This is a genomic window from Anoxybacillus sp. ST4, from assembly GCF_019448545.1.
Taxonomy (GTDB): domain Bacteria; phylum Bacillota; class Bacilli; order Bacillales; family Anoxybacillaceae; genus Anoxybacillus; species Anoxybacillus pushchinoensis.
Map to the genome: position 1 here is coordinate 1 of NZ_JAHZOE010000027.1, position 21,600 is coordinate 21,600.

19 protein-coding genes and 2 pseudogenes are annotated in these 21,600 nt (G+C 43.5%); 6 read left to right on the plus strand and 15 right to left on the minus strand.

The annotated features are described in order from the left end of the window. Positions 1-124 precede the first annotated feature (124 nt). The 3 genes and pseudogenes from K1I44_RS12740 to K1I44_RS12750 all read right to left on the minus strand — a co-directional run. Positions 125-592 (minus strand): annotated as a pseudogene (locus K1I44_RS12740) (Rpn family recombination-promoting nuclease/putative transposase); the annotation flags it as partial. A 267-nt stretch (positions 593-859) separates the two neighbouring features. Next, the gene (locus K1I44_RS12745) at positions 860-1,960 is read right to left on the minus strand and encodes an alanine/ornithine racemase family PLP-dependent enzyme (RefSeq protein ID WP_091701082.1); all 1,101 of its coding nucleotides are present in this window, start codon (positions 1,958-1,960) and stop codon (positions 860-862) included. After that, the gene (locus K1I44_RS12750) at positions 1,957-3,039 is read right to left on the minus strand and encodes an N-acetyltransferase DgcN family protein (RefSeq protein WP_370628006.1); all 1,083 of its coding nucleotides are present in this window, start codon (positions 3,037-3,039) and stop codon (positions 1,957-1,959) included. The genes K1I44_RS12745 and K1I44_RS12750 overlap by 4 nt, the downstream gene beginning before the upstream one ends. Before the next feature lie 314 nt (positions 3,040-3,353). Here K1I44_RS12750 and K1I44_RS12755 point away from each other — a divergent pair, with 314 nt between their 5' ends. The 3 genes from K1I44_RS12755 (at position 3,354) to K1I44_RS12765 (ending at position 7,323) form a co-directional block, all read left to right on the plus strand. Further along, on the plus strand, positions 3,354-4,409 hold the full coding sequence (locus K1I44_RS12755) for an ABC transporter ATP-binding protein (protein ID WP_091701077.1): 1,056 nt from the start codon (positions 3,354-3,356) through the stop codon (positions 4,407-4,409). A 138-nt stretch (positions 4,410-4,547) separates the two neighbouring features. Beyond that, positions 4,548-5,621: an extracellular solute-binding protein gene (locus K1I44_RS12760; protein ID WP_128999955.1), complete on the plus strand. Its 1,074-nt coding sequence runs from the start codon at positions 4,548-4,550 to the stop codon at positions 5,619-5,621. Positions 5,622-5,643: 22 nt separating this feature from the next. Further along, positions 5,644-7,323 (plus strand): ABC transporter permease, encoded by a 1,680-nt coding sequence (locus K1I44_RS12765; protein ID WP_219986358.1) that lies wholly within the window; start codon positions 5,644-5,646, stop codon positions 7,321-7,323. Between the two features lie 90 nt (positions 7,324-7,413). Here K1I44_RS12765 and K1I44_RS12770 read toward each other — a convergent pair whose 3' ends face one another. From K1I44_RS12770 to K1I44_RS12780, 3 genes are read right to left on the minus strand one after another with little or no spacing between them, the layout of a single operon-like run. Continuing rightward, positions 7,414-8,829: an NAD-dependent malic enzyme gene (locus K1I44_RS12770; RefSeq protein WP_219986359.1), complete on the minus strand. Its 1,416-nt coding sequence runs from the start codon at positions 8,827-8,829 to the stop codon at positions 7,414-7,416. 28 nt (positions 8,830-8,857) lie between these two features. After that, positions 8,858-10,270 (minus strand): aspartate ammonia-lyase, encoded by a 1,413-nt coding sequence (gene aspA, locus K1I44_RS12775; protein ID WP_003399252.1) that lies wholly within the window; start codon positions 10,268-10,270, stop codon positions 8,858-8,860. Beyond that, a complete protein-coding gene (locus K1I44_RS12780) occupies positions 10,271-11,281 on the minus strand; it encodes an asparaginase (protein ID WP_219986360.1) in 1,011 nt (336 codons plus the stop codon). A gap of 182 nt (positions 11,282-11,463) precedes the next feature. Here K1I44_RS12780 and K1I44_RS12785 point away from each other — a divergent pair, with 182 nt between their 5' ends. Then, a complete protein-coding gene (locus K1I44_RS12785; protein WP_219986368.1) occupies positions 11,464-11,808 on the plus strand; it encodes a helix-turn-helix domain-containing protein in 345 nt (114 codons plus the stop codon). Positions 11,809-11,822: 14 nt separating this feature from the next. Here K1I44_RS12785 and K1I44_RS12790 read toward each other — a convergent pair whose 3' ends face one another. The 5 genes from K1I44_RS12790 to K1I44_RS12810 form a co-directional block, all read right to left on the minus strand. Next, positions 11,823-11,996: a hypothetical protein gene (locus K1I44_RS12790; RefSeq protein WP_370628007.1), complete on the minus strand. Its 174-nt coding sequence runs from the start codon at positions 11,994-11,996 to the stop codon at positions 11,823-11,825. Between the two features lie 148 nt (positions 11,997-12,144). Then, positions 12,145-13,188: an RNA-guided endonuclease InsQ/TnpB family protein gene (locus K1I44_RS12795; RefSeq protein ID WP_219986361.1), complete on the minus strand. Its 1,044-nt coding sequence runs from the start codon at positions 13,186-13,188 to the stop codon at positions 12,145-12,147. Positions 13,189-13,203: 15 nt separating this feature from the next. Next, complete coding sequence (gene tnpA, locus K1I44_RS12800) at positions 13,204-13,605, minus strand: IS200/IS605 family transposase (RefSeq protein ID WP_091700857.1); 402 nt, start codon at positions 13,603-13,605, stop codon at positions 13,204-13,206. Between the two features lie 116 nt (positions 13,606-13,721). Continuing rightward, positions 13,722-14,333, minus strand: coding sequence for a serine/threonine protein kinase (locus K1I44_RS12805; RefSeq protein WP_255573421.1), 612 nt, complete (start codon positions 14,331-14,333; stop codon positions 13,722-13,724). Further along, the gene (locus K1I44_RS12810) at positions 14,330-14,506 is read right to left on the minus strand and encodes a hypothetical protein (protein ID WP_003399256.1); all 177 of its coding nucleotides are present in this window, start codon (positions 14,504-14,506) and stop codon (positions 14,330-14,332) included. Before K1I44_RS12810 ends, K1I44_RS12805 begins: the two co-directional genes overlap by 4 nt. A 126-nt stretch (positions 14,507-14,632) precedes the next feature. On the opposite strand from K1I44_RS12810, the gene K1I44_RS12815 reads away from it, so the two are divergent. Both K1I44_RS12815 and K1I44_RS12820 read left to right on the plus strand, forming a co-directional pair. Continuing rightward, on the plus strand, positions 14,633-15,322 hold the full coding sequence (locus K1I44_RS12815; RefSeq protein WP_003399257.1) for an AzlC family ABC transporter permease: 690 nt from the start codon (positions 14,633-14,635) through the stop codon (positions 15,320-15,322). Then, positions 15,312-15,613 (plus strand): annotated as a pseudogene (locus K1I44_RS12820) (AzlD domain-containing protein). Before K1I44_RS12815 ends, K1I44_RS12820 begins: the two are co-directional and overlap by 11 nt. An 11-nt stretch (positions 15,614-15,624) precedes the next feature. On the opposite strand, the gene K1I44_RS12825 reads toward K1I44_RS12820, so the two are convergent. From K1I44_RS12825 to K1I44_RS12840, 4 genes are all read right to left on the minus strand, one after another. Then, positions 15,625-16,524 (minus strand): DMT family transporter, encoded by a 900-nt coding sequence (locus tag K1I44_RS12825; protein ID WP_171334675.1) that lies wholly within the window; start codon positions 16,522-16,524, stop codon positions 15,625-15,627. Positions 16,525-16,668: 144 nt separating this feature from the next. Then, positions 16,669-18,894 carry a catalase/peroxidase HPI gene (katG, locus tag K1I44_RS12830; protein WP_219986362.1) on the minus strand — a complete coding sequence of 742 codons (2,226 nt, stop codon included), beginning with the start codon at positions 18,892-18,894 and terminating at the stop codon, positions 16,669-16,671. A 236-nt stretch (positions 18,895-19,130) separates the two neighbouring features. Further along, entirely contained in the window at positions 19,131-21,071 is a 1,941-nt protein-coding gene (locus tag K1I44_RS12835) for a TRAP transporter permease (RefSeq protein ID WP_219986363.1), read from the minus strand. After that, positions 21,061-21,573, minus strand: a complete 513-nt coding sequence (locus K1I44_RS12840) for a DUF1850 domain-containing protein (RefSeq protein ID WP_043966685.1) — start codon at positions 21,571-21,573, stop codon at positions 21,061-21,063. Before K1I44_RS12840 ends, K1I44_RS12835 begins: the two co-directional genes overlap by 11 nt. Positions 21,574-21,600 lie beyond the last annotated feature (27 nt).

A 21,600-nucleotide genomic window follows, 5' to 3' on the forward strand; every position in this document is an offset into this window, starting at 1 on the left:
TCGCACTTACTACCTTACCAGGAGGAGAGCCCGTTTTTCATCTATTTTGCTTACATATCTGACAGGTTCCTTATTATACCAAATCAGGAACCTGTCTTTTTTTCTCCCACAAACATTTTACTCATACCGGGTTGTCCTGTCGGATGTAGTTGCGCCAGTTTTGTTTTCGAAGTTCCACAGTGAAAAAATGAAAATCGAGGACTTTGCCAAAAGGAAAGTGGATCGTAAATGTAGATCGTTCGTCGCGGATCGGATCGTAGCTAAATACAGCAATCGGTACAATATGTTTACGGTATTTTTCAAACAAGCGGCTAAAGTAAATAAACATGCGTTCAGGAAACGACGGTTGGACGTAGCTTTGGTTTTCGATATGAACAATAATTAAGCTATCCTCCCCTTTCAATTTCGTTTCCACAAGCAAATCGACACGGTATTTCTCCCCTGCCGTTACATCGGTAAACAGCTCTTCCGACAAAAACGATACGTGGCGAAAGTCGATATGCTCATGCATCGTCGGGAAAAAGAGAACAATAAATTCCTCAAAAAACGTTTGAATTAACTCTTTAAACAAACGGTCGTGGTCAATCGACATACATTCACCTCGCATACAGTTATTTCGATGTTTTTATTCGACAATATAAGCAAACTTCCTGCATATGACGTGCAGTTGAACTCTCAAACATTCACAGCAGTCGAAAAGAAGAATTGAAAGAAAATCAAAGAAACGAGCTGAAAAAATGTGCGAAAAAGGCATAAGTGTGACGGACTTTGCAAACATTTTCGACATGACCAAAAAAGAAATGCAACAACAATCGAAATGTTGAAAACATAAAAAGCCAGCGCCGAACACGCTAGCTTTTTACGCTGATGTTTTCGTTGGGAAACGTCCGTTTTTTTCATCTGTTTGTACATACGTTTTTTGAACGTGCGGGGACGTCATAAGGGAAATCATCGCGCCGTAGTCGACCGCAAAGCGAATATGGTCGCCGACTTGAATGTCGGTACGTGTGGCATCAATAATCATATGATCGCTGCTTGAGCCAATGATTTGAACGGGCGCAAGCGGCGTTAATCCATTGACGTTTACATCTTGGCGGCCGATGCCGACAATGGCGCGCTTCATCATGCCTCGTTCTTGAAATATCGGCGTTTCGCCAAATGCATTGCGGCTTTGTACACCATATGGGACAGACGGTTTCGTTTTTACTTCAATCACTTCTGCGACGAAACAAAACGCATCTTCGTATAAACCTTGAATTGCAGCGCCACGAATCGTCTCCCGTCCTAAAAAAATCGCCTCGCCTAATCGCAAATGGTTAATACACCCGACGTCTTTCGTCTGTTTCAGCCAATAGTAGTTCGCAGAGTTTCCACCAGATACGTACGGCAAAAACAACGAATATTGTTTTTGAATATGCTTCGCGAGCGAGGAAAGTTCACGCATTTTTTGATCGGTCGGAATAATGCCGCCAAAGCAGGCAAAGTTCGCCCCAATGCCGACAATTTCAATATTCGGCAACTGCACCGCCTGTTCAATAAATAGCGGCAAATCGCTCGGCATGACGCCTTCGCGCAAATCGCCCATCTCGACCATCACAATGATCGCATGCGTTTTGTTTTGTTTGACTGCTTCTGCCGAAATGGCACGCACGACGTCCATTTCCGATTGAACGCTCACATCGACATGTTGAACGACTTGACTCACTTCGCTCAACGCTGAGGTGCGAATGAGCATATACGTCGCTGGAACTTGCGCCGATTTTAGTTTGGCGATTCGTTCCACTTTCGTATCAGCTAAACTCGTTATACCGCTCTCAACAAGAGCGCGGGCAATTTCAACATCGCCGTTTATCCCTTTCACGACAGCTGTCACTTGTATTCCTTTTTCCTCACACCATTTTTTCAACGTTGCGGCATTATGACGGATTTTCCGTAAGTCAATTTCGACTTTCGCCGTCATGACACCGCCACCTCATGTTTTTGTAGAGATGGGAAATAGTCAATGAGACGATCAACGACTTTGTCGGCTCCGTATTTTAATACATCAGTCACAGGCATATGGAATGTTCGTTCATATTCATCAATCGTTCGCTTCAGTTCGTCATCTGTCATTCCTTCATGGTTTAATGTGATCGCTACAACTTTCGTCTTTCCGAAATGTTCAATTAATGCGATTTCGCTTTCGACCGTAGGCATGTCGACAAACGGAAAATCGCCGAGCACTTTTCGTTTCGGTGGATGTTGTAAAATAACGGCTTGCGGCCGCGCGCCTTTTAAAATACCAGCCGAGCTGACGTAAGCCGGATGGCTAAGCGCCCCTTGTCCTTCGACGATGATGATATCCGGCTTCTCCGTTTCATATGCGCGCACAACTTCTCGTTCAAGCTCTCCAATCATGTATTGAAGTGGAAACGCATCCATCGCAAAGCCGTATGAAGCTCCTTGAATTAAGCCCGTTTGCCCTGTGGCAACAAATGCTGTCTTATAGCCGCGCTTTTGCATTTCTTTTGCGACGATCATCGCTGTCGTCCGCTTTCCGCACGCGCCGTCTGTCCCAAGCACCGCCACAATCGGTGTTTTCACTTGCAAAATACGTCCCGTAAATAACGTCCATTCTTTTTTCGGACGCGGTTTGCGAATGTCACGAATCGTGACTCCGTAGCGCTTCGCTAGCGCCATCATTTCTTCATCTTCTGTCAAAAACTCTTGAAGTGGATTAATAATATGCATGCCTGCTTCCATTGCTTCGATAATCACTTGACGTTCCTCTTTTTGAAGAAAAGCGTTCGCTGGAGCAATTCCTAAGATGAAGTAGTTCGTTTTTTCTTTTGCGGAGGCGATTGCATCTTGAAGATTTTTACAAATTGGAATGCCATTTTTCTTTTGATCAAGTACCTCTCCAGCATCTTGACCAGCTTTTGTCGAATCAATGACCGCAACAATGTCATACAGCCCTGAATCGCGCACAAGCCCATTCGCTGTTTTTCCATCCATGGAACCAAATTGATTTTCACAATACACAATGGCGTATTTCTTCACGAGAAATCCCTCCATTTCTTTGTGAAATCAATATTTCCATGAAAAAAACATCTTACTTTACCATAATCGGAAAGAAAGATGTCCTCTACTTTATATTATAACAAATTTTAAAGAAAAAGTAAAATAGTATATACAAAAAAATCCAGATCCTAACGTGCTATTGTTTTTTCCTATAAAAATCTTGACTCAAACTAAGCAGGACAAATAATTGACCAAAAAGAAAAATGTGTGCTACAATTTTGTTTAGTAAAAATGAAAAGCGTTCTCAATAAAATGTTTTCCACTTGGGAATCGGCACATGTTGGAGGGGTACGATGAGCTTCATACAGCTACAACAAGTCACAAAAATATATCACCGTTCATTAAAGCCAGCTGTCGATAATATGAATCTTGAAATTGAAAAAGGAGAAATTGTTACGCTACTCGGACCGAGCGGCTGTGGCAAAACGACAACTTTGCGCATGATTGCTGGGTTTGAACAACCGACAGCCGGAATGATCCGCATCGGTGACCAAATCGTTTACAATCACCACTTTTCGCTGCCACCAGAAAAGCGCGGCGTCGGCATGGTGTTTCAAGATTATGCTCTTTTCCCTCACTTAACGATTGAAAAAAATATTATGTTCGGATTGAATAAATGGTCGGCAAAAGAGCGGAAAGAACGGGCGCAGGAAGTATTAGAGCTTGTTGGCTTAGGCAATTTCGCCAATCGTTATCCTCATGAACTTTCAGGCGGTCAACAACAGCGAGTAGCTCTCGCCAGAGCTTTAGCTCCGTTTCCGAACGTCGTGCTTATGGATGAGCCTTTTAGCAGCCTCGACGCCGGTTTGCGCGAGAAAATGCGCCATGAAATAACAGCCATTTTGCGCCAAACGAATACGACAGCGATTCTCGTCACTCACGATCAAAAAGATGCTTTTGCTGTGTCTGATCGAATTGTTGTTATGAATGAGGGAATTATTCAACAAGTCGCCACTCCAAAAGAAATGTACCGTTGTCCGAAAAACTGCTTTGTCGCCCAATTTGTCGGGAAAACAAATTTGTTAGATGGAACAATTTGCCCCGACTTAAAACACGTCAATACGCATATTGGTCGAGTTTGTCTACCAAGACGGCTGGAAAGACGTATGGAGAATGTGAAAGTGTCTATTCGTCCTGAAGGCTGTAGACTTTCGAAAGACGGAAAATATTGTGGCATCGTCGAGCGCATCACGTACAGTGGCGAGTATCAAGAATTATTTGTTCGCCTTTCAACTCAAACAAATGATGAAGATCCACTCATTATTTACGCACCGATCGATCAAGACGTTGAAATTGGGTCGGTTGTATCGTTCGACATTACCCCTGAACTCGTCGCACTAGTCGATTAACAGTCTCCTTCGCCTCTTACCAAAATGGCTGGAGGCTTTTTTTTTGAAATCTATTGACAATGATTCTCACTGTCTGTATACTTCATATTGTGTTGATAATGATTATCATATTAATCAAGTTAAAGGGGGACATACATAATGAAAAAGCCATTTAAACTGATGCTATCTGTCATCACTTCACTCTTGCTCGTGTTCTTAGCCGCATGCGGCAGTTCAAATGAGCAAACTTCACAACCGGAACAAGATACAGAAAATGAACAAAAACTTACTGGAAAACTCGTTGTCTACTCATCTCGTAATGAAAACTTTGTTGATCCGTTGCTTAATAAGTTTAAAGAAGAAACAGGTGTAGAAGTATTAGCTTTACATGGAGTAGAGCCATTGCAGTTAATCGAAGAAGCTGGAAATGTCCAAGCAGATATTTTTATTTCAAACGACGTTGGTGCTCTCGAATATTTACGCATGAAAGGCATATTGGAAGGATTTGATGCAAAAGGAGCTGAAACGATTGACGCACAGTTCCGCGCCGAAGACAATGCGTGGATTGCTTTATCTGTTCGAGCACGCGGATTTATTTACAATAAAGATTTAATTTCTGAAGAAGAAATGCCGAAAACAATGGAAGAGCTAATGGATCCGAAATGGGCTGGACAGTTTGCGATCACTCGTGGTGGAAACGGCAGCATGATCGCAAACGTATCTGCTCTTCGTCACGAGTGGGGCGATGAAAAGACGTCTCAATGGGTTACAGCAATTAAGAAAAATGCAGGGGCCATTATGCAAGGTCACGGAGATATCCGTCGTGCCGTTGGAGCTGGAGAATTTAAATTCGGTCTTGTAAACAACTACTACTACCATCAACAATTAGAAGAGCCAACAGACAATAACGTTGGATTTATCTATCCAGATCAAGGCGAAGGTGAAATGGGTGTCATTTTAAACGCTGCTGGTGTTGGGCTTGTTAAGGGCGGTCCGAACTCCGCAAACGCAAAAGCGTTCATTGAGTGGCTCTTAAAAGAAGAAAATCAATTAGCATTTGTTGGTGAGTCTCTTGAGTTGCCAATTAATCCAAAATTGGATCCACCATATAAACATGCTACTAAAATTAGCGACTTAAAAGTTCAAAGCATGCCATTGAAAGAACTTGGTCAATACTTTGAAGATACAAAAGCATTAATTGAGAAGGCGGGTCTTGATCTCGAACTGAAATAACGGTAGAGCGTGAGGAGAAGACATGATGAACAATAAAAATAATCACGTACCACAGCAACAAGATGTCCAGGTTAGGGAACGTATGTCCCTAACCTTCCGCCGTTTATCGCAAAAAAAATGGATGGATATTTGGCACGGAAATCCCCCGGGGATTATTCTTTTCGTATTCGGTCTCATCGTCGCCTTAATTATGTCGATTCCGATCGTCTATGTCATTTGGCGATCGCTATTTGCAGGGGCAGATCGATGGGCTCGTCTACTCGATGAACGAATTCCGCAATTATTATGGAACACGTTATCATTAACGGTCGCTGTCACAGCCTGTGCGCTTGCGATTGGTGTTTCGCTCGCATGGATTGTCGTTCGGACAGACTTACCCGGAAGAAAAGTATGGCAATGGCTATTGGCGTTACCTTTAGTCATTCCTCCTTATGTGGGAGCAGTCACATACATTATCGTTTTTGGACCGACGGGATGGGCGCGTGACGTGTGGCGAGATACGCCTTGGCTCGTTCGGACATTTGGGGAGTACCCTTTAAATATATATTCGTTTTGGGGCGTCTTTTTCGTGTTAACGATGTTTACGTACCCATACGTCTTTTTAATTGCTAGCGCATCGCTTCGCAAAATGAATCGAAACTTTGAAGAAGTCGCTCGCTCACAAGGGTTAAGTACATGGCAAATTTTTTGGAAAGTCAACTTACCTTTCCTTCGCCCTGCTATCGGCGCGGGTGCTATTTTGATTTCTTTGTACGTGTTATCAGATTTTGGTGCGATCGCCATGTTACGCTATGTTACTTTTACAGCCGCTATTTATTTTCAGAGAGCTAGCTTTGACACTGCTTCGGCATCTATTTTAAGCTTAGTGCTTATCGTGTTAACCGTTCTTATTTTGTGGGTGGAATCGTGGACGAGAAGGAAAAATAAGTATTATCAAACGTCTAACTCTTTTAAAGAGCCAGACATATTGTCATTAGGCAAATGGAAGCCAGTAGCTATTTTTTTCGTTTTTGTCATCTTCTCTTTAGCAATCGTCTTACCTATTGCAGTTTTAACTTATTGGTCGATCATTGGTATTCAGATGGGCGCTTTAAACGAACGCTTTTTCATTTTTGCTTTCAATAGTTTAAAGGTATCTGGATTTGCTTCCCTTCTTTGTATGGTGCTTGCATTGCCGGTCATTTATTTAAAATCGCGCTATCCTTCCGTCATATCTAGCGCCATTGATAAATTGAGCTATGCAGGTTATGCGTTGCCAGGGGTCATTGTCGCTCTCGGGTTCATCTTTATTTTTAACAATCATATTCCGATGCTATATAACACGTTCTATATGTTAGCTCTTGCTTTCGTCGTTCGTTTTCTCCCTCAAGCGATGCAAGCAGGAGAAGCTTCATTGAGCCTTGTTTCGCCTAGAATGGATGAAGCAGCTCGAAGTCTCGGCTATCCGCCATGGAAAGTCATGTTTACAGTTATTCTTCCTAACATATTGCCGGGAATCCTTGCTGGTGGTGCCCTCGTTTTCGTCAGTTCAATCAAAGAACTACCAGCAACCCTTATGCTTCGCCCACCAGGTTTTGATACGTTAGCAGTAAGAATTTGGGTAGACGCATCTGAAGCACTTTATCATCTCGCTGCCCCTGCAGCATTGCTCATTATTTTCATCTCTATCATTCCTCTCCGCTACATGTTGAGGAAATACTAATATAGTGCCTATAGTAAAAAAAGTCAGCGCTTCACACGCTGACTTTGTGATGTGAAAAAATGCAAAAAACATGGCGCGATAACGCCATGTTTACTTGAACATCATATCGTCCTTGCGGGCAACGCCTGTTTGATATGCCGCTTTCATGACGGCTTCGCGCACTTTTTCTGCCACTTTATTGTTGAACACGCTCGGGATAATGTATGTTTCGCTTAGTTCTTCGTCTGTGACGACCGAGGCGATCGCTTGAGCGGCAGCGAGTTTCATTTCTTCATTGATTTCAATAGCGCGGCAATCTAGCGCCCCACGGAAAATGCCCGGGAAGCAAAGAACGTTATTAATTTGGTTTGGATAGTCGGATCGTCCTGTCGCCATGACGCGAACGTACGGTTCGGCAAGCTCTGGATCAATTTCCGGAACAGGGTTGGCCATCGCAAAAACGATCGGATCTTTCGCCATTTTTTTCACATCTTCTACCGTTAAAATGCCTGGTGCGGATACGCCAATAAATACGTCCGCTCCGGCGATGACATCTGAAAGCGTGCCGCTTATATTTTCCGGATTCGTCATGTGCGCATATTCGTTCCAATACGGATTGTCGTATTGTACACCGCGATGAATCGCCCCTTGTCGATCGACACCGATAATGTTTTTCACACCGGCCGCCAACAATATTTTCGTGCAAGCGATGCCTGCTGCTCCGATGCCCGTTAATACGACTTTAATATCCTCAATCTTTTTATCTACAATTTTTAACGCATTAAGTAAACCTGCAAGCAAGACGACGGCTGTACCGTGTTGGTCATCATGAAATACAGGAATATCTAACTCTTGTTTTAACCGCTCCTCAATTTCAAAACAACGCGGCGCAGCGATATCTTCTAAATTAATGCCGCCAAAAGCTGGGGCAATCGCTTTTACGATTTGAACAGTTTCATCCGTATCTTTCGTATCTAAACAAATCGGGAACGCATCAACGCCGGCGAGCTGTTTAAATAACATCGCTTTTCCTTCCATGACAGGCATCGCCGCATACGGCCCAATATCCCCAAGACCGAGCACCGCCGTGCCGTCTGAAATGACCGCAACGGTATTTCGTTTAATCGTCAATGAATAAGCTTTCGTCGCATCTTCCGCGATCGCTGTACATATGCGCGCCACCCCCGGCGTGTACACGCGCGCTAAATCATCGCGCGTTTTAATCGGAATTTTCGATTTCACTTCAATTTTCCCGCCGATATGCATTAAAAACGTCCGATCTGAAACGTGAATGACTTTCACGCCAGACGTTTTGCGCAACGTATCGACGACGACATCCGCATGTTTCGAGTCGAGGACGCTTACTGTAATATCGCGCACCGTATGCGTTTTGCTGGAGGAAATGACGTCGATGCCGACAATATCACCGCCAGCTTGTCCAATCGCCGTGGCGATGTCGCTAAAAGAGACGACGTTTTTCGCAAATTGTAACCGAATCGTGATGTGCATGTTTGCTCCGCTTGCCATGTCGTTACCTTCCTTTTCATCATTTTCTTCAATGTTTACCTGCGATACCCGGACTTGTCATCGCATACGGGTCTAAAATATCATTTAATTGCTTTTCGTTCAACAAATCGTACTCGATACATAATTCACGCACCGATTTCCCTGTTTGTAGCGCTTCTTTCGCCACGCGCGACGCCGCTTCATAACCGATGTACGGATTGACTGCCGTAATGACGCCGATGCTGTTTTCGACATGTTGTTTTAACCGTTCTTCATTCGCTTCAATGCCGGCTAAACAGTAGTCTGTAAACACGCGGAATACGTTGTCCATCATATGAAGCGACTGAAGCAAATTAAAGACGAGCACAGGCTCCATGACGTTTAATTCTAACTGACCAGCTTCTGACGCTAAACAAATTGTATGATCGTTTCCGATGACTTGAAATGCCACTTGATTGACGACTTCTGCCATGACCGGATTCACTTTCCCCGGCATAATGGACGACCCCGGCTGGCGGGCAGGCAACGTAATTTCCCCTAACCCTGCGCGCGGGCCAGACGCCATAAGACGAAGATCGTTCGCGATTTTCGACATGTTGATCATACATACTTTTAACGCAGCTGATACTTCCGTATAAGCATCTGTATTTTGCGTCGCATCGACGAGATGTGCTGCACGCACGAGCGGTAAGCGCGTCAACTGAACGAGATGAAAAATGACGCGTTCAATATAGGCAGGATCAGCATTTAAGCCCGTTCCGACTGCCGTCGCCCCGATATTCACTTCATACAAATGTTGGCGCGACTGAGCGATGCGCTTCATGTCGCGAGCGACGACGCGGCGATACGCTTCAAACTCTTGCCCGAGCCGAATCGGAACAGCATCTTGTAAATGCGTCCGTCCCATTTTAATGACGTGGTCAAACCGTTTCGCCTGATCGGCGAACACGTCATGCATATGTTCCATCGTTTGAAGCAGTTGATCGATCATCTTCAACACCGCAATATGAATGGCCGTCGGAAACACATCGTTTGTCGATTGCGACATATTGACGTGCGTGTTTGGGCTAATGACATCGTAATTCCCTTTTCGCTCCCCCAGCCATTCAAGTGCGCGATTCGCGATCACTTCGTTTGTGTTCATGTTGATGGACGTTCCTGCGCCACCTTGAATCGGGTCGACGATAAATTGATCGTGCCATTGCCCGTCGATCACTTCCTCGGCTGCTTTCACGATCGCTTCACCGATGCGCCGCGGAAGTTGACCTGTTTCCATATTCGCGAGCGCTGCTGCTTTTTTTACGGTCGCCATCGCTTGAATGAGCTCGCGGTGAAGACGATACCCTGTAATCGGAAAATTTTCGGCCGCACGCATCGTTTGAATACCATAATAAGCATCGTACGGAATTTCTTTTTCACCAAGCAAATCTCGTTCGATTCGTACTGCTTTCGTTTGCATCATTTATGCATCCCAACTTTCCCCTTCTTTTTCTGTCATGTCATTGGCAATCGGCGTTTCCATTATCTTTTTTACGTCAAGCACATTCGTCGTTTTCCCTAACGCCCACATGAGCTTCGGCACGATCGCTTCCGTGTTCATATCGCCTGATAAAATGACGGTATTTTGCGCCACTTTTCGCCCAACTTCATATAATGTTAAATCTTCTCCTTCTTCTAAACATTGCGTCGTAATGACAACCGCCATGCCATCATCAATGAGCTCCTTTATTTTCGGCAACAAATTGCGCCCTTGAAACGGCACACCGCCGCTTCCAAAACTTTCGATAATGACGCCGCGATATAAATGGCGAATGTAATCAAATATTTCTGGCTTCGTGCCCGGATGAAGCTTCAGTAAAAACACGTCCGGGCAAAGCGACGGATCAAATTGCAACTTGCCGCTCGGCTTTGGCAGTTCGTATTGATAATCGATGCGATCGTGATGAATGTAAGCGACGTACGGATGGTTAATGCTTTCGAACGCATCATAGCTTTTCGTCCGCATTTTAACTGCCCGTGTTCCTAAAATAACGCGCCCATCGAAAACGACGAACACCCCACTCACATCTTCGCACGCAAAACGAAGCGCATCGCGTATATTTTTTTTCGCATCCGTTTTCGGAAAGCCGATCGGCACCTGAGAGCCGGTCAATACAATCGGCTTATTCACGTTTTGAAGCATATATGACAACGCAGCTGCCGTATATGCCATCGTATCCGTTCCGTGCGTCACGACAAAGCCGTCATAGCGATCGTATTGCTCATAAATCGCCTCCGCAATGTCACGCCAATGCTCCGGCTGCATGTTTGTGCTGTCGATGTTCATTAAAATTTGGCTATCTAAATGATACGGCTGATTTTCAATCGTAATGTAGCTCGTCAGCTCCTGTGCCGTCAGCTTTGGTGTAAGCCCTTCTTCGCTCAGCACGGAAGCAATCGTACCACCTGTCGCAAGCAACAAAATGTTTTTCATTATCGTCACCTCAAATATGGCGATTTTAAGTCATCTATTGTATTCTTTGTGTCATGTAGTGTAAACTATAAATACATTCGTTCGCGATTCGCGTACCTTCATTTCAATTATATTCAGAAAAAAAGAAAATAACAAGTGTTTTTATTCATTTCGCGAACAGCAAAAAAAGGGGGAGAAACATGATGATTTCGAAACGATTATCGGAATTAAGAAAGAGAAAGCAATGGTCGTTGCAATATATTGCCGATCAACTCAATATCGCAAAAAGCACATACGCCGGCTATGAGTCCGGTTATCGCCAGCCGTCGCTCGAAGCTGTCAAGGAGCTGGCGACGTTGTTTGGCACAACGACAGACTACTTACTCGGGGCAACAGACCTCGGGGCAACAGACGAGGAACAACCGTCGATTGAGCTCACTCGCCCGACGGTTCGACTGACAGTAGACGGTGAAGCCGTGACGGAAGACGAAATCATTCAACTCATCGCATTCATCCGCGCAAAACGCGACATCGAAAATAAAAAATAGGCGCCATGCAACGCCTATCCAATCACATCAGCAACATCGCGCGCCAATTGCGCAACAGATGCATACGGCAAATCCAACTGCAACATGCGCCGCAACACATAGCGCGCTTCTTTTGACAAGGAAAGTTCGTCTTCCCAACTTTTCTCTTTGCCCTCTGTTGGCTCATAAGACGAATACAATAAAAACATTGACACTCCCCATGACTAAAGTCAGGGGATTCTTGGGTCGTTAGCGTCCTCATCCATTTCTGGTTCGGACAACGCCCAAGTTCGGGGGTGTGTCATCACCCCATCCCTAGGCAGATCATATAGACCCTAGGGCTGGCGGACTATCGCTTTACGCTACACCATCTGCCATAGGTGCTTTCATTATATTTAACGCACCCACTCGATCTCGATGAGTTCTATACCCACAACATTTGCACACATATTTTCGATCATTTGCTTTATTTAACGTTTGACATTTAGGGCATTTTTGACTTGTATATTTAGGATTCACATATTCAACTTTTATACCTTCCAAATTTGCTTTATACTCAATGTATTTAGAGAGGCGATAAAATGACCATGTGTGCAAATTCTTCTCGTTTTTACGGCTTGTTCTTGCCGTGTTTCGGATATTCGTTAACTTTTCAAGACGAATCACCGAAACATGATTTTCTTTTGCAAAATTGACAATTTGTCTACTAATTTTATGATCTTGGTTTTTCATCCATCGCTGTTCTTTATTGCCAATTTGTTTAATTTTCTTTAACTGTTTTGCTTTTCCTAATTGTTGTCGAAGAACTTTATATCTTCGTCGAATATATTTGTTTTGTCTACCATTTCCAAAAAATCTTGTTTTGCTATTACTTGTTACTGCTACAGCAGGGATTTTTAAACCTAAATCTACACCCATTATATTTTCGTCATTGTTTTGTTTTTCAACAACTTTTACAGCTACTTGAGCCATCCATTTTCCCGACTTTTTAGTTATTCTTAATGTACCCAAGTTATTATTTAATTGCTGTTTTTGATAATCAGTTAATAATATCTTTACTTTGATTCTTTTAGTTTTTCCATTAACAAAAACAGGAAAACTTAAACAATCAGCGATTTTATAATTTTGATTGTTCCAAATACATACTGGCTTCTTTAAAATTGGTAACTTGTTTATCTTTTTGTATTTCTTATAAACACTCTTAGCATCTTGTATAGCTTGATTTTTTACTGCACTTGGTAAATTAGCTTGAATATCTTTTGATGTGAATTTCACACATTGAGTATCAATCATGGTCTGAACGATACTATTTACTGTTAAAATATACTCATTTAAATTTTCTTGTAGGTATTTTTCTTGTTCCTTTGTTGGGAGAATCTTAAATTTTACTGTAAGTTTCATATGTTTTCACCTCCTTCATACATTTTTTTGGCTTTCAATGTATTTCTTAATTGCTTCTTCTGAAATATGACCAATTGTGCAACAGAAATAACTTCGTGTCCAAAGAGAAGGAAGTCTACTTTTTAATGACGGGTATTTTTCTCTTAGTATTCGACTACTTTTTCCTTTAAATTGCTGTATTATTTTATGGATATGTTGTCTTGGATCAAACGAAATAAACATATGAACATGATCTGGCATGATTTCTAATGCTTTAATTTCTACATCATTTTCTTTTGCTACCCCATAAAAGATTTCTCTTAAATCTTTTTCAATATCACCAACTAATACTTTGCGTCTATATTTTGGACAAAATATAACATGATATTGATTCAAATAAACAATTCCATTTTTATGAATATACTTATCATTAGACATTAGATAAACACCTCCTATCTAATATTTATTATACAAAATATTAGATATATTGCAAGTATCTAATAAAAATATTTTAAAAATTTTAATATCACATTATTTCATCCCAATGACTAAAGTCATGGGCTTTCATAATGCAGTTTTCGTAAAAAATGACCGAGGGCATATATGTCGCTTTTTACATCAACTTGACGCCGAAGTTTCTGTTCGAGTGTCAAAAACGGGCCATCTTGTTCATGGAAAAAACGGGCAAGTCCGAAATCAATGACATATACAACACCGTCGCGAAAAACGATATTTGGGATGCGCAAATCGCGATGAACGATTTCGTGGGCGTGAATGTGTTGCACAATCGCCAACACATCCGCCAACAAGAAAAACGCTTCTTTCTCACCGAATGTTTGTTTTTTCTCGAAAATAAGCGTTTCGATCGTATCCCCTTCAATATATTCCATGACAAGATGCGGAATGCCGCGCACATCGAACATATCATATAGCTTTGGAATTTGCGGATGGTTTAGCTTTCGTAACATGAGCGCTTCTCGTTCAAACGATGCGCGCCGCTTCTTTTTTTTCGTTCGCTTCATTTGCTTTACAACGACAAGCTGGTTCGTCTCCTCATCGCGCGCCACATATGTTATCCCGTAGCTTCCTTCACCGAGCCGCGCTTCAATCGTGTATCGCCCGTTTACGACCGTTCCTTCCCGATACGGCTTTTCAATAAAAATCATGAACTGCCAAAAAAGCTAGAAAATACGCTATGGCTACGATGCTTCTTTTTATAATGTTTGTAGCCGTATTGCGACGGATGGCGATGCGGACGGTACGTATAACGGTCACTGCTGCTGTAACGATGCTTGTGCATATTTTTGTGTAAAAGCATCTCAAGCAATTTTTTCAGCATGGTTATCATCCCCTTCATAACGGATAGCTTACTATACGGAAAAATAAGAAAAAAGTTTCATATTTAAAGTATATCCTTGCGAAATAGAAAAAATTTTAAGAAAATACATAAGAAGGGGGAGATCATATGTTTCGAGATGGGATAAAATCAGGAGTAGCTATTGCGATCGGATATGCGCCTGTTGCGCTGACGTTCGGTTTATTAGCGAAATCAACAGGGCTGTCGCTTATGGACACGACGCTTATGAGCATGATTGTATTTGCAGGGGCGGCGCAATACATTTCGCTCAATTTACTATCTCTTGGCACCGGTCCGTTTGAAATCATTTTAACGACGTTTATTTTAAACATTCGGCATTTTTTAATGTCGGCGTCGCTCAATGAAAAAGCAGAAAACGATTCGCTATGGAAAAAAGCGCTATACGCATTCGGCATTACGGACGAAACGTTTTCGGTCGCCTCGATGAAACAAGGTACCGTTTCTGCTTCGTATATGTTCGGACTAATTTTCATTTCCTACAGCAGTTGGGTCGTCCATTCTGCAATCGGACATATCGTTGGCGCGCACTTGCCCGAAAATGTACAAGTAAGCTTATCCGTTGCCCTTTATGCGATGTTTATCGGCTTGTTAGTTCCTGCCGTCAAAACAGAACGGAAAGCGCTATGGCTCGCCGTTTGCGCCGGTGCCATCAACTGCGTGCTTTTATTATGGCTTCACGTCCCGAAAGGATGGGCGATCGTCATCTCTACAATCATTTCCGCTATATGTATTCAATGGGTTGTAGAAAAAGGAAAGGAGACGGAATATGCACAGTAACATTTTTCTCATCATTGTTGGCATGGGGCTTGTGACATACATTCCGCGCATGTTGCCATTGACGCTATTTCATCGCATCGAATTGCCGCCGTTTTGGCGCGGTGTATTGCGAAACGTTCCATACGCCACGCTCGGCGCATTAATTATCCCAGGCATTTTTTTATCCAAGACGATCGGTTGTTTGGCATTCTCGGCTTTTTCAGCGCTGTCATTGCTTCTTGGCTCGGCGTCAACATCATGGGCGTCGTTTTAATATCCGTCCTCGTGCTAACGGTATATACGATGGTGTGACATAAAAAAAGTCAGCGTGTGAGGCGCTGACTTTTTCTTTCTTTTTTCTCGAAAACAGCAATGACGACCCCAATGATAATGAACACCCCGCCAATCCAAAAAGATAGACGCAATTGTTCATGTAAAAAAAGCCAACCGAATAAAGAACCGACAAGTGGCTGGAAAAAGAAAAAGAGTGAACCGACGCCCGCATCCATCATTTCCATCCCTTTATTCCAAAGAAAAAACGCTCCTGCCGTCGACACGATCCCGAGATAAAAAATCCCGAGCACGACCGAAAACGAAAACGTTTGTGACGTCCGTTCTAGCCATTCCCATACCATCATCGGCGTTGTGCCAATGAGGGCGACAAAAATCGCGTATGTCGTCATCACTAATACGGAAAGGCGCGCAGATGCCATTTTGACGAGCACAGACAAAAGCGCCCACGTCACCGCAGCTCCGACGAGTAGCACGTTCCCGAAAAACGACGTCGCCTCTCCCTCGCTCCAGCCAACGATCACAACAACCCCGATCGTTGCTAGTAAAAGGGCGCTTAGTTTTCGCGGCGTCACCGTTTCATTCAACAGCCAACGAGCGAAGATGACGATAAACGCAGGAGTTGCTGACGTAATGAGCGACGCGGTGTGCGCATCCGACCATTTCGTCCCGACGAACTGGAGTGAAATTGAAACAACATATCCGACGATGCCGATACGTATGATCTGCTTCCAATCGTCCTTTCCTTTCGGCATCGGGATGCGCTTTAGCCGTAAAATCATCCATAATACAAAAAAAGCGATCGCATAACGAAGCCATACGAGCGTAAAGGGTGGAACGTAATCGAGCACATATTTACTCACGACATACATCCCACCCCAAATGCTAGCCGCGAGCGATAAATACAACGAACCGAGAAACGTTTGTCTCATCCTTCTTTCTCCTTCTTTTTTCTACAAGTCGTTACCACCTTCTATTCATCTTTTATTTTATCAAAATGTATTCATTATTTTCATCTTTCCGAATATGGCACATAGAAAAAGCTGCCGCCGATTGTTTCGACGACAGCTGACATATCATGATCGTTTAAACATCGTTTGTTGTTTGTTTTGCTTTTTTCGTTTTAAGTCAAAGCGGTCGGCGTTCATCACTTTGACCCAAGCTTGAATAAAATCGTTGACGAACTTTTCTTTATTGTCATCTTGGGCATACACTTCTGCGATAGCACGTAAAATGGAATTTGCCCCAAAGACAAGGTCGACTCTTGTTGCTGTGTAAAGCAATTCGCCCGTTTTTCGGTCTCGCCCTTCATAAATGCCACCTTCTTGTCGCTTCCATTCGATGTTCATATCAAGCAAATGGACGAAAAAGTCATTCGTCAACACGCCTACTCGATCAGTAAATACGCCATGTTTCGCGTTACTATAATTCGCCCCGAGAACGCGCAACCCGCCAATTAATACGGTCATTTCAGGCGCTGTTAAATCGAGTAAAAATGCTTTTTCCACTAGCAACTCTTCTGGACTGACGTGATATTGTTTCTTTTGATAGTTGCGGAACCCATCAGCAATAGGCTCCAATACCGCAAAGCTGTCTACATCAGTTTGTTCTTGCGTCGCATCGCCGCGCCCAGGCGCAAACGGAACAGTGACATGAAACCCGGCATCGCGGGCTGCTTTTTCTACTGCTGCGCTGCCGCCAAGCACGATCAGATCAGCGAGACTCACGTGTTTATGAAACTGGCTTTGAATACGTTCGAATACGCGTAATACGTTTTGAAGTTTCTCCGGTTCGTTCACTTCCCAATCTTTTTGCGGCGCAAGACGGATGCGCGCTCCGTTCGCTCCTCCCCGATAGTCGGTAACGCGAAACGTGCTCGCTGAAGCCCAAGCTGTCGAAACAAGCGCGCTCACAGTTAAGCCCGAGTTTAAAATGTTTTCCTTTAATTGTGCAATCTCTTCTTCCGTCAATTCCACATCTCCTGCAGGAATCGGATCTTGCCAAATAAAATCTTCTTCCGGCACTTCTGGACCTAAATATCTCGTTTTTGGCCCCATGTCGCGATGAGTTAGTTTAAACCAAGCGCGCGCAAAAGCATCAGCAAACTGTTCAGGATGTTGATGGAAACGGCGAGCAATTTTTTCGTACGCTGGATCCATTCGTAAAGCTAAATCGGCCGTTGTCATCATCGTCGGCACTTTTTTCGTTGCATCTTCCGCATCGGGCGCAAGATGTTCTTCTTTCGGTTGCACAGGCTTCCATTGATAAGCCCCGGCAGGACTTTTCGTTAACTCCCATTCGTACCCGAATAATAAATCAAAATAGCTATGATCCCACGTCGTTGGTGTAGGCGTCCACGCCCCCTCTATCCCGCTCGTAATCGTGTCGCTTCCTTTGCCAGAACGATATGTGCTAAGCCATCCTAATCCTTGCGCTTCAATCGGCGCTGCTTCTGGATCGGGACCGACATGAGAAGCATCCCCTGCCCCATGCGCTTTACCGAACGTATGGCCGCCTGCGATGAGAGCGACCGTTTCTTCATCGTTCATTCCCATGCGCGCAAACGTTTCACGAATGTCACGTGCGCTTGCGAGCGGATTCGGATTGCCGTTTGGCCCTTCAGGATTGACGTAAATAAGTCCCATTTGCGTAGCAGCAAGCGGATTTTCTAACTGGCGATCATCCGTATGGCGTGCATCTCCTAGCCATTCTTTTTCGCTTCCCCAATAAACATCTTCTTCAGGATGCCAAACGTCTTCGCGCCCAGCTCCAAAGCCAATCGTTTTTCCACCCATATCTTCAATCGCCACTGTACCAGCTAAAACGAGCAAGTCCGCCCAAGAAATTTTATTCCCGTATTTTTTCTTAATCGGCCATAGTAGCCGTCTCGCTTTATCTAAATTCGCATTGTCAGGCCAACTATTTAAAGGGGCAAAACGTTGCGTGCCACGATTAGCACCGCCTCGGCCATCGCCAATGCGATACGTCCCTGCCGCATGCCAAGACATACGAATAAACAAAGGGCCGTAATGACCGTAATCTGCCGGCCACCAATCTTGCGAGTTTTTCATTAAGTCGCGCAAATCTTGTTTCAAAGCTTCATAGTCTAATTTTTCAAACTCCGTAGCATAGTCGAACTGCTCTCCCATCGGGTTCGACTTTTTATCATGCTGTCTTAAAATATTTAAGTTTAATTGATTCGGCCACCAATTTTGATTTACTGTGCCACTCGATTGTACACTTGTCGCTCCACCGTGATGAAAAGGACATTTTCCTCCATTTGCTTGATTGTTGTTTTCCATGTTCCTTTCCTCCATTCACTTTAAAATGAAAATCATTATACATTTAGAATTATACTAAATAAGAAATAAAAATCAAATGAAAAGAAATATATAATTAATATTTTTATTATGTTATATATTATGTTTTTGATTAAAAATAATGAATTTTATGTATATACTCTTGTTACTTCCAATCAATAGAAAAAGCCAGCGTATCATACGCTGACTTTCTGTTGTTTTCTTCAGTTGTAAGCTAGTTATTTTCGTTTCCAAACGAATTGTAAAACAAGTAAAATTACAAAACTGCCAAGACCGATGACATCTGACCAAACAGTCGGGTTAATGAGCATCACACCGGCGCCAACAGCAACGACTCGCTCAATCCAATGCAAACTGCGCATCCAATATCCAACCATCCCTGCACCGATCGAAACCATCCCTATGATAGCTGTAAAAACAACCCAAACTAACTCGGTTATCGTTGTATCAATCATAAGCAGCTGTGGAGATAAGACGAACATGTACGGGATAATGAACGCCGCAATCGCCAATTTTGCCGATTGAACTCCGGTGCGAATCGGTTCCCCACCTGATACACCAGCAGCCGCAAAAGCCGCGAGCGCCACCGGAGGAGTAATATCCGCAATAATCCCAAAATAAAACACGAATAAATGAGCCGATAAATCAGGAACACCAAGCAAAATAATGGCTGGCGCAGCAATCGTTGACGTAATGACGTAGTTCGCGGTTGTTGGCGATCCCATTCCTAAAACGATCGCCGCAATCATCGTTAAAAATAACGTTGGCAATAAATGCCCCCCTGCAATATCAAGCAATCCGTTTGCGAGCTTTAACCCTAATCCTGTTTTCGTCACGATGCCGACAATCATTCCGGCAGCTGCAGTAGCGGCAGCGACCCCTAACGCTGTCCGCGCTCCGTCTACAAGCGCATAAACGATATCGACAAGTTTCATATTCGAGTCGCGGTTTATAAATCCAACGACGATGGCGATGGCGATGGAATATAACGCCGCATGCGTAACAGTCACACCAGCCATCAACAAGACGATGACCGAAACAATCGGAATAAGTAAATAAATTTTCTTAAATACTTCTTTTCGATTTGGCATTTCTTCTTTTGACAGTCCACTTAAACCGATGCGCTTCGCTTCAAAGTGCGTCATAATCCAAATGCCTGCGAAATATAAGACGGCTGGAATCGCAGCTGCCTTTGCGATATCCCAATAAGTGAGCCCGCCACCGATAAACTCGACCATAAGAAACGCTGCCGCTCCCATAATTGGCGGCATCAACTGCCCACCTGTTGATGCTGCAGCCTCGACCGCTCCGGCAAACTCTTTTTTATAGCCGAGCTTTTTCATCATCGGAATTGTAAAAGATCCTGACGTCACAACGTTTGCGACAGAACTTCCGCTAATCGTTCCTTGTAGCGCACTAGAGAAAATGGCTACTTTTGCCGGACCTCCTGTGCTTCGACCGGCAATCGCCACTGCTAAATCGTTGAAATATTGCCCAACACCTGTTTTCACGAGAAACGAACCGAACAATAAGAAGAGGAAAATAAATGTCGACGATACACCTAATGGCGTTCCTAAAATTCCTTCCGTCGTAAAAAACATCGTTTGCACGAGACGTTGCAAGCTCAAACCGCTATGACGCAAAAAGCCCGGCATCATTTCACCAAAGTAACCGTATGATAAAAATAAAATAGCGATAATGGTAATCGGCAAACCAACCGCGCGACGCGTCGCCTCTAACACAAGCAAAACTGCCAAAACGCCTGTGTAAAAATCTTGATCAGATAACATGCCGACACGCATGACGATCTTATCAATATGAAGCGGCCAATATAAACCGACGTAAATGCTTAATAAAGCGAGCACGATGTCGTACCATGCTACTTGAAGTTTTCCGCTCTTTCTTTTTCCGCGCCGAGCAGGAAATAAAAGAAAGATGAGGGCTAACGCAAATCCTAAGTGAACGGAACGTTGAATTTGCGCAGTAAAGACGCCAAAAATAGCCGTATACAACTGAAACAATGAAAAAGCTAACAATCCCACAAACACAACTTTTTGAAAAACCCCTGTCAATTTGCGCGTATTCGATTCGGGATCGTATTTTTCTAGTATTTTTTGTTGTTCTTCAGCTGATAATACGTCAACTTTTTCATTCGTCAATGATGTTCACTCCTTTCAACTGCTGCCATAAACTGATTCGAGTTGGAACGATTCTCACCCACTTGCCATAACCGATCTTCTCACCGAGCACAATTTCTTTTCCTTTGTAGATGAGGCGATGATTAGCCCGAACTTGGCCAATGCGGAGATCAATCGTTTGAAAGCGACGGTTCATATTTGTAATGACGTACTTCCCGTCTCTTCGTTCGAACACTTCATTTCCTTCCGCATTCGCTGGCATTCCAACCGCAAAGTTCTCATACATCAACTCTGTAAGTACGAGTTCTTTTTCGAATATCGTATATGTTTCGACAACATCGGTGAAATGAATCGAATGTGTATAAACGATTTGAAACGTTTGCGATTCAGCGATCGGAAAAAATGCGATGAGACGATCGGAATCTTCGAAATAAAACGCAATTACTTGCTTATAAGGAAAGAAAAACAAGCAAGCAAGGATGATGAACAGGGGCAAAAAAAAGAAACGTTTCAGCAAAGACATCACCATTCACCTTTAAACAAAACGAAA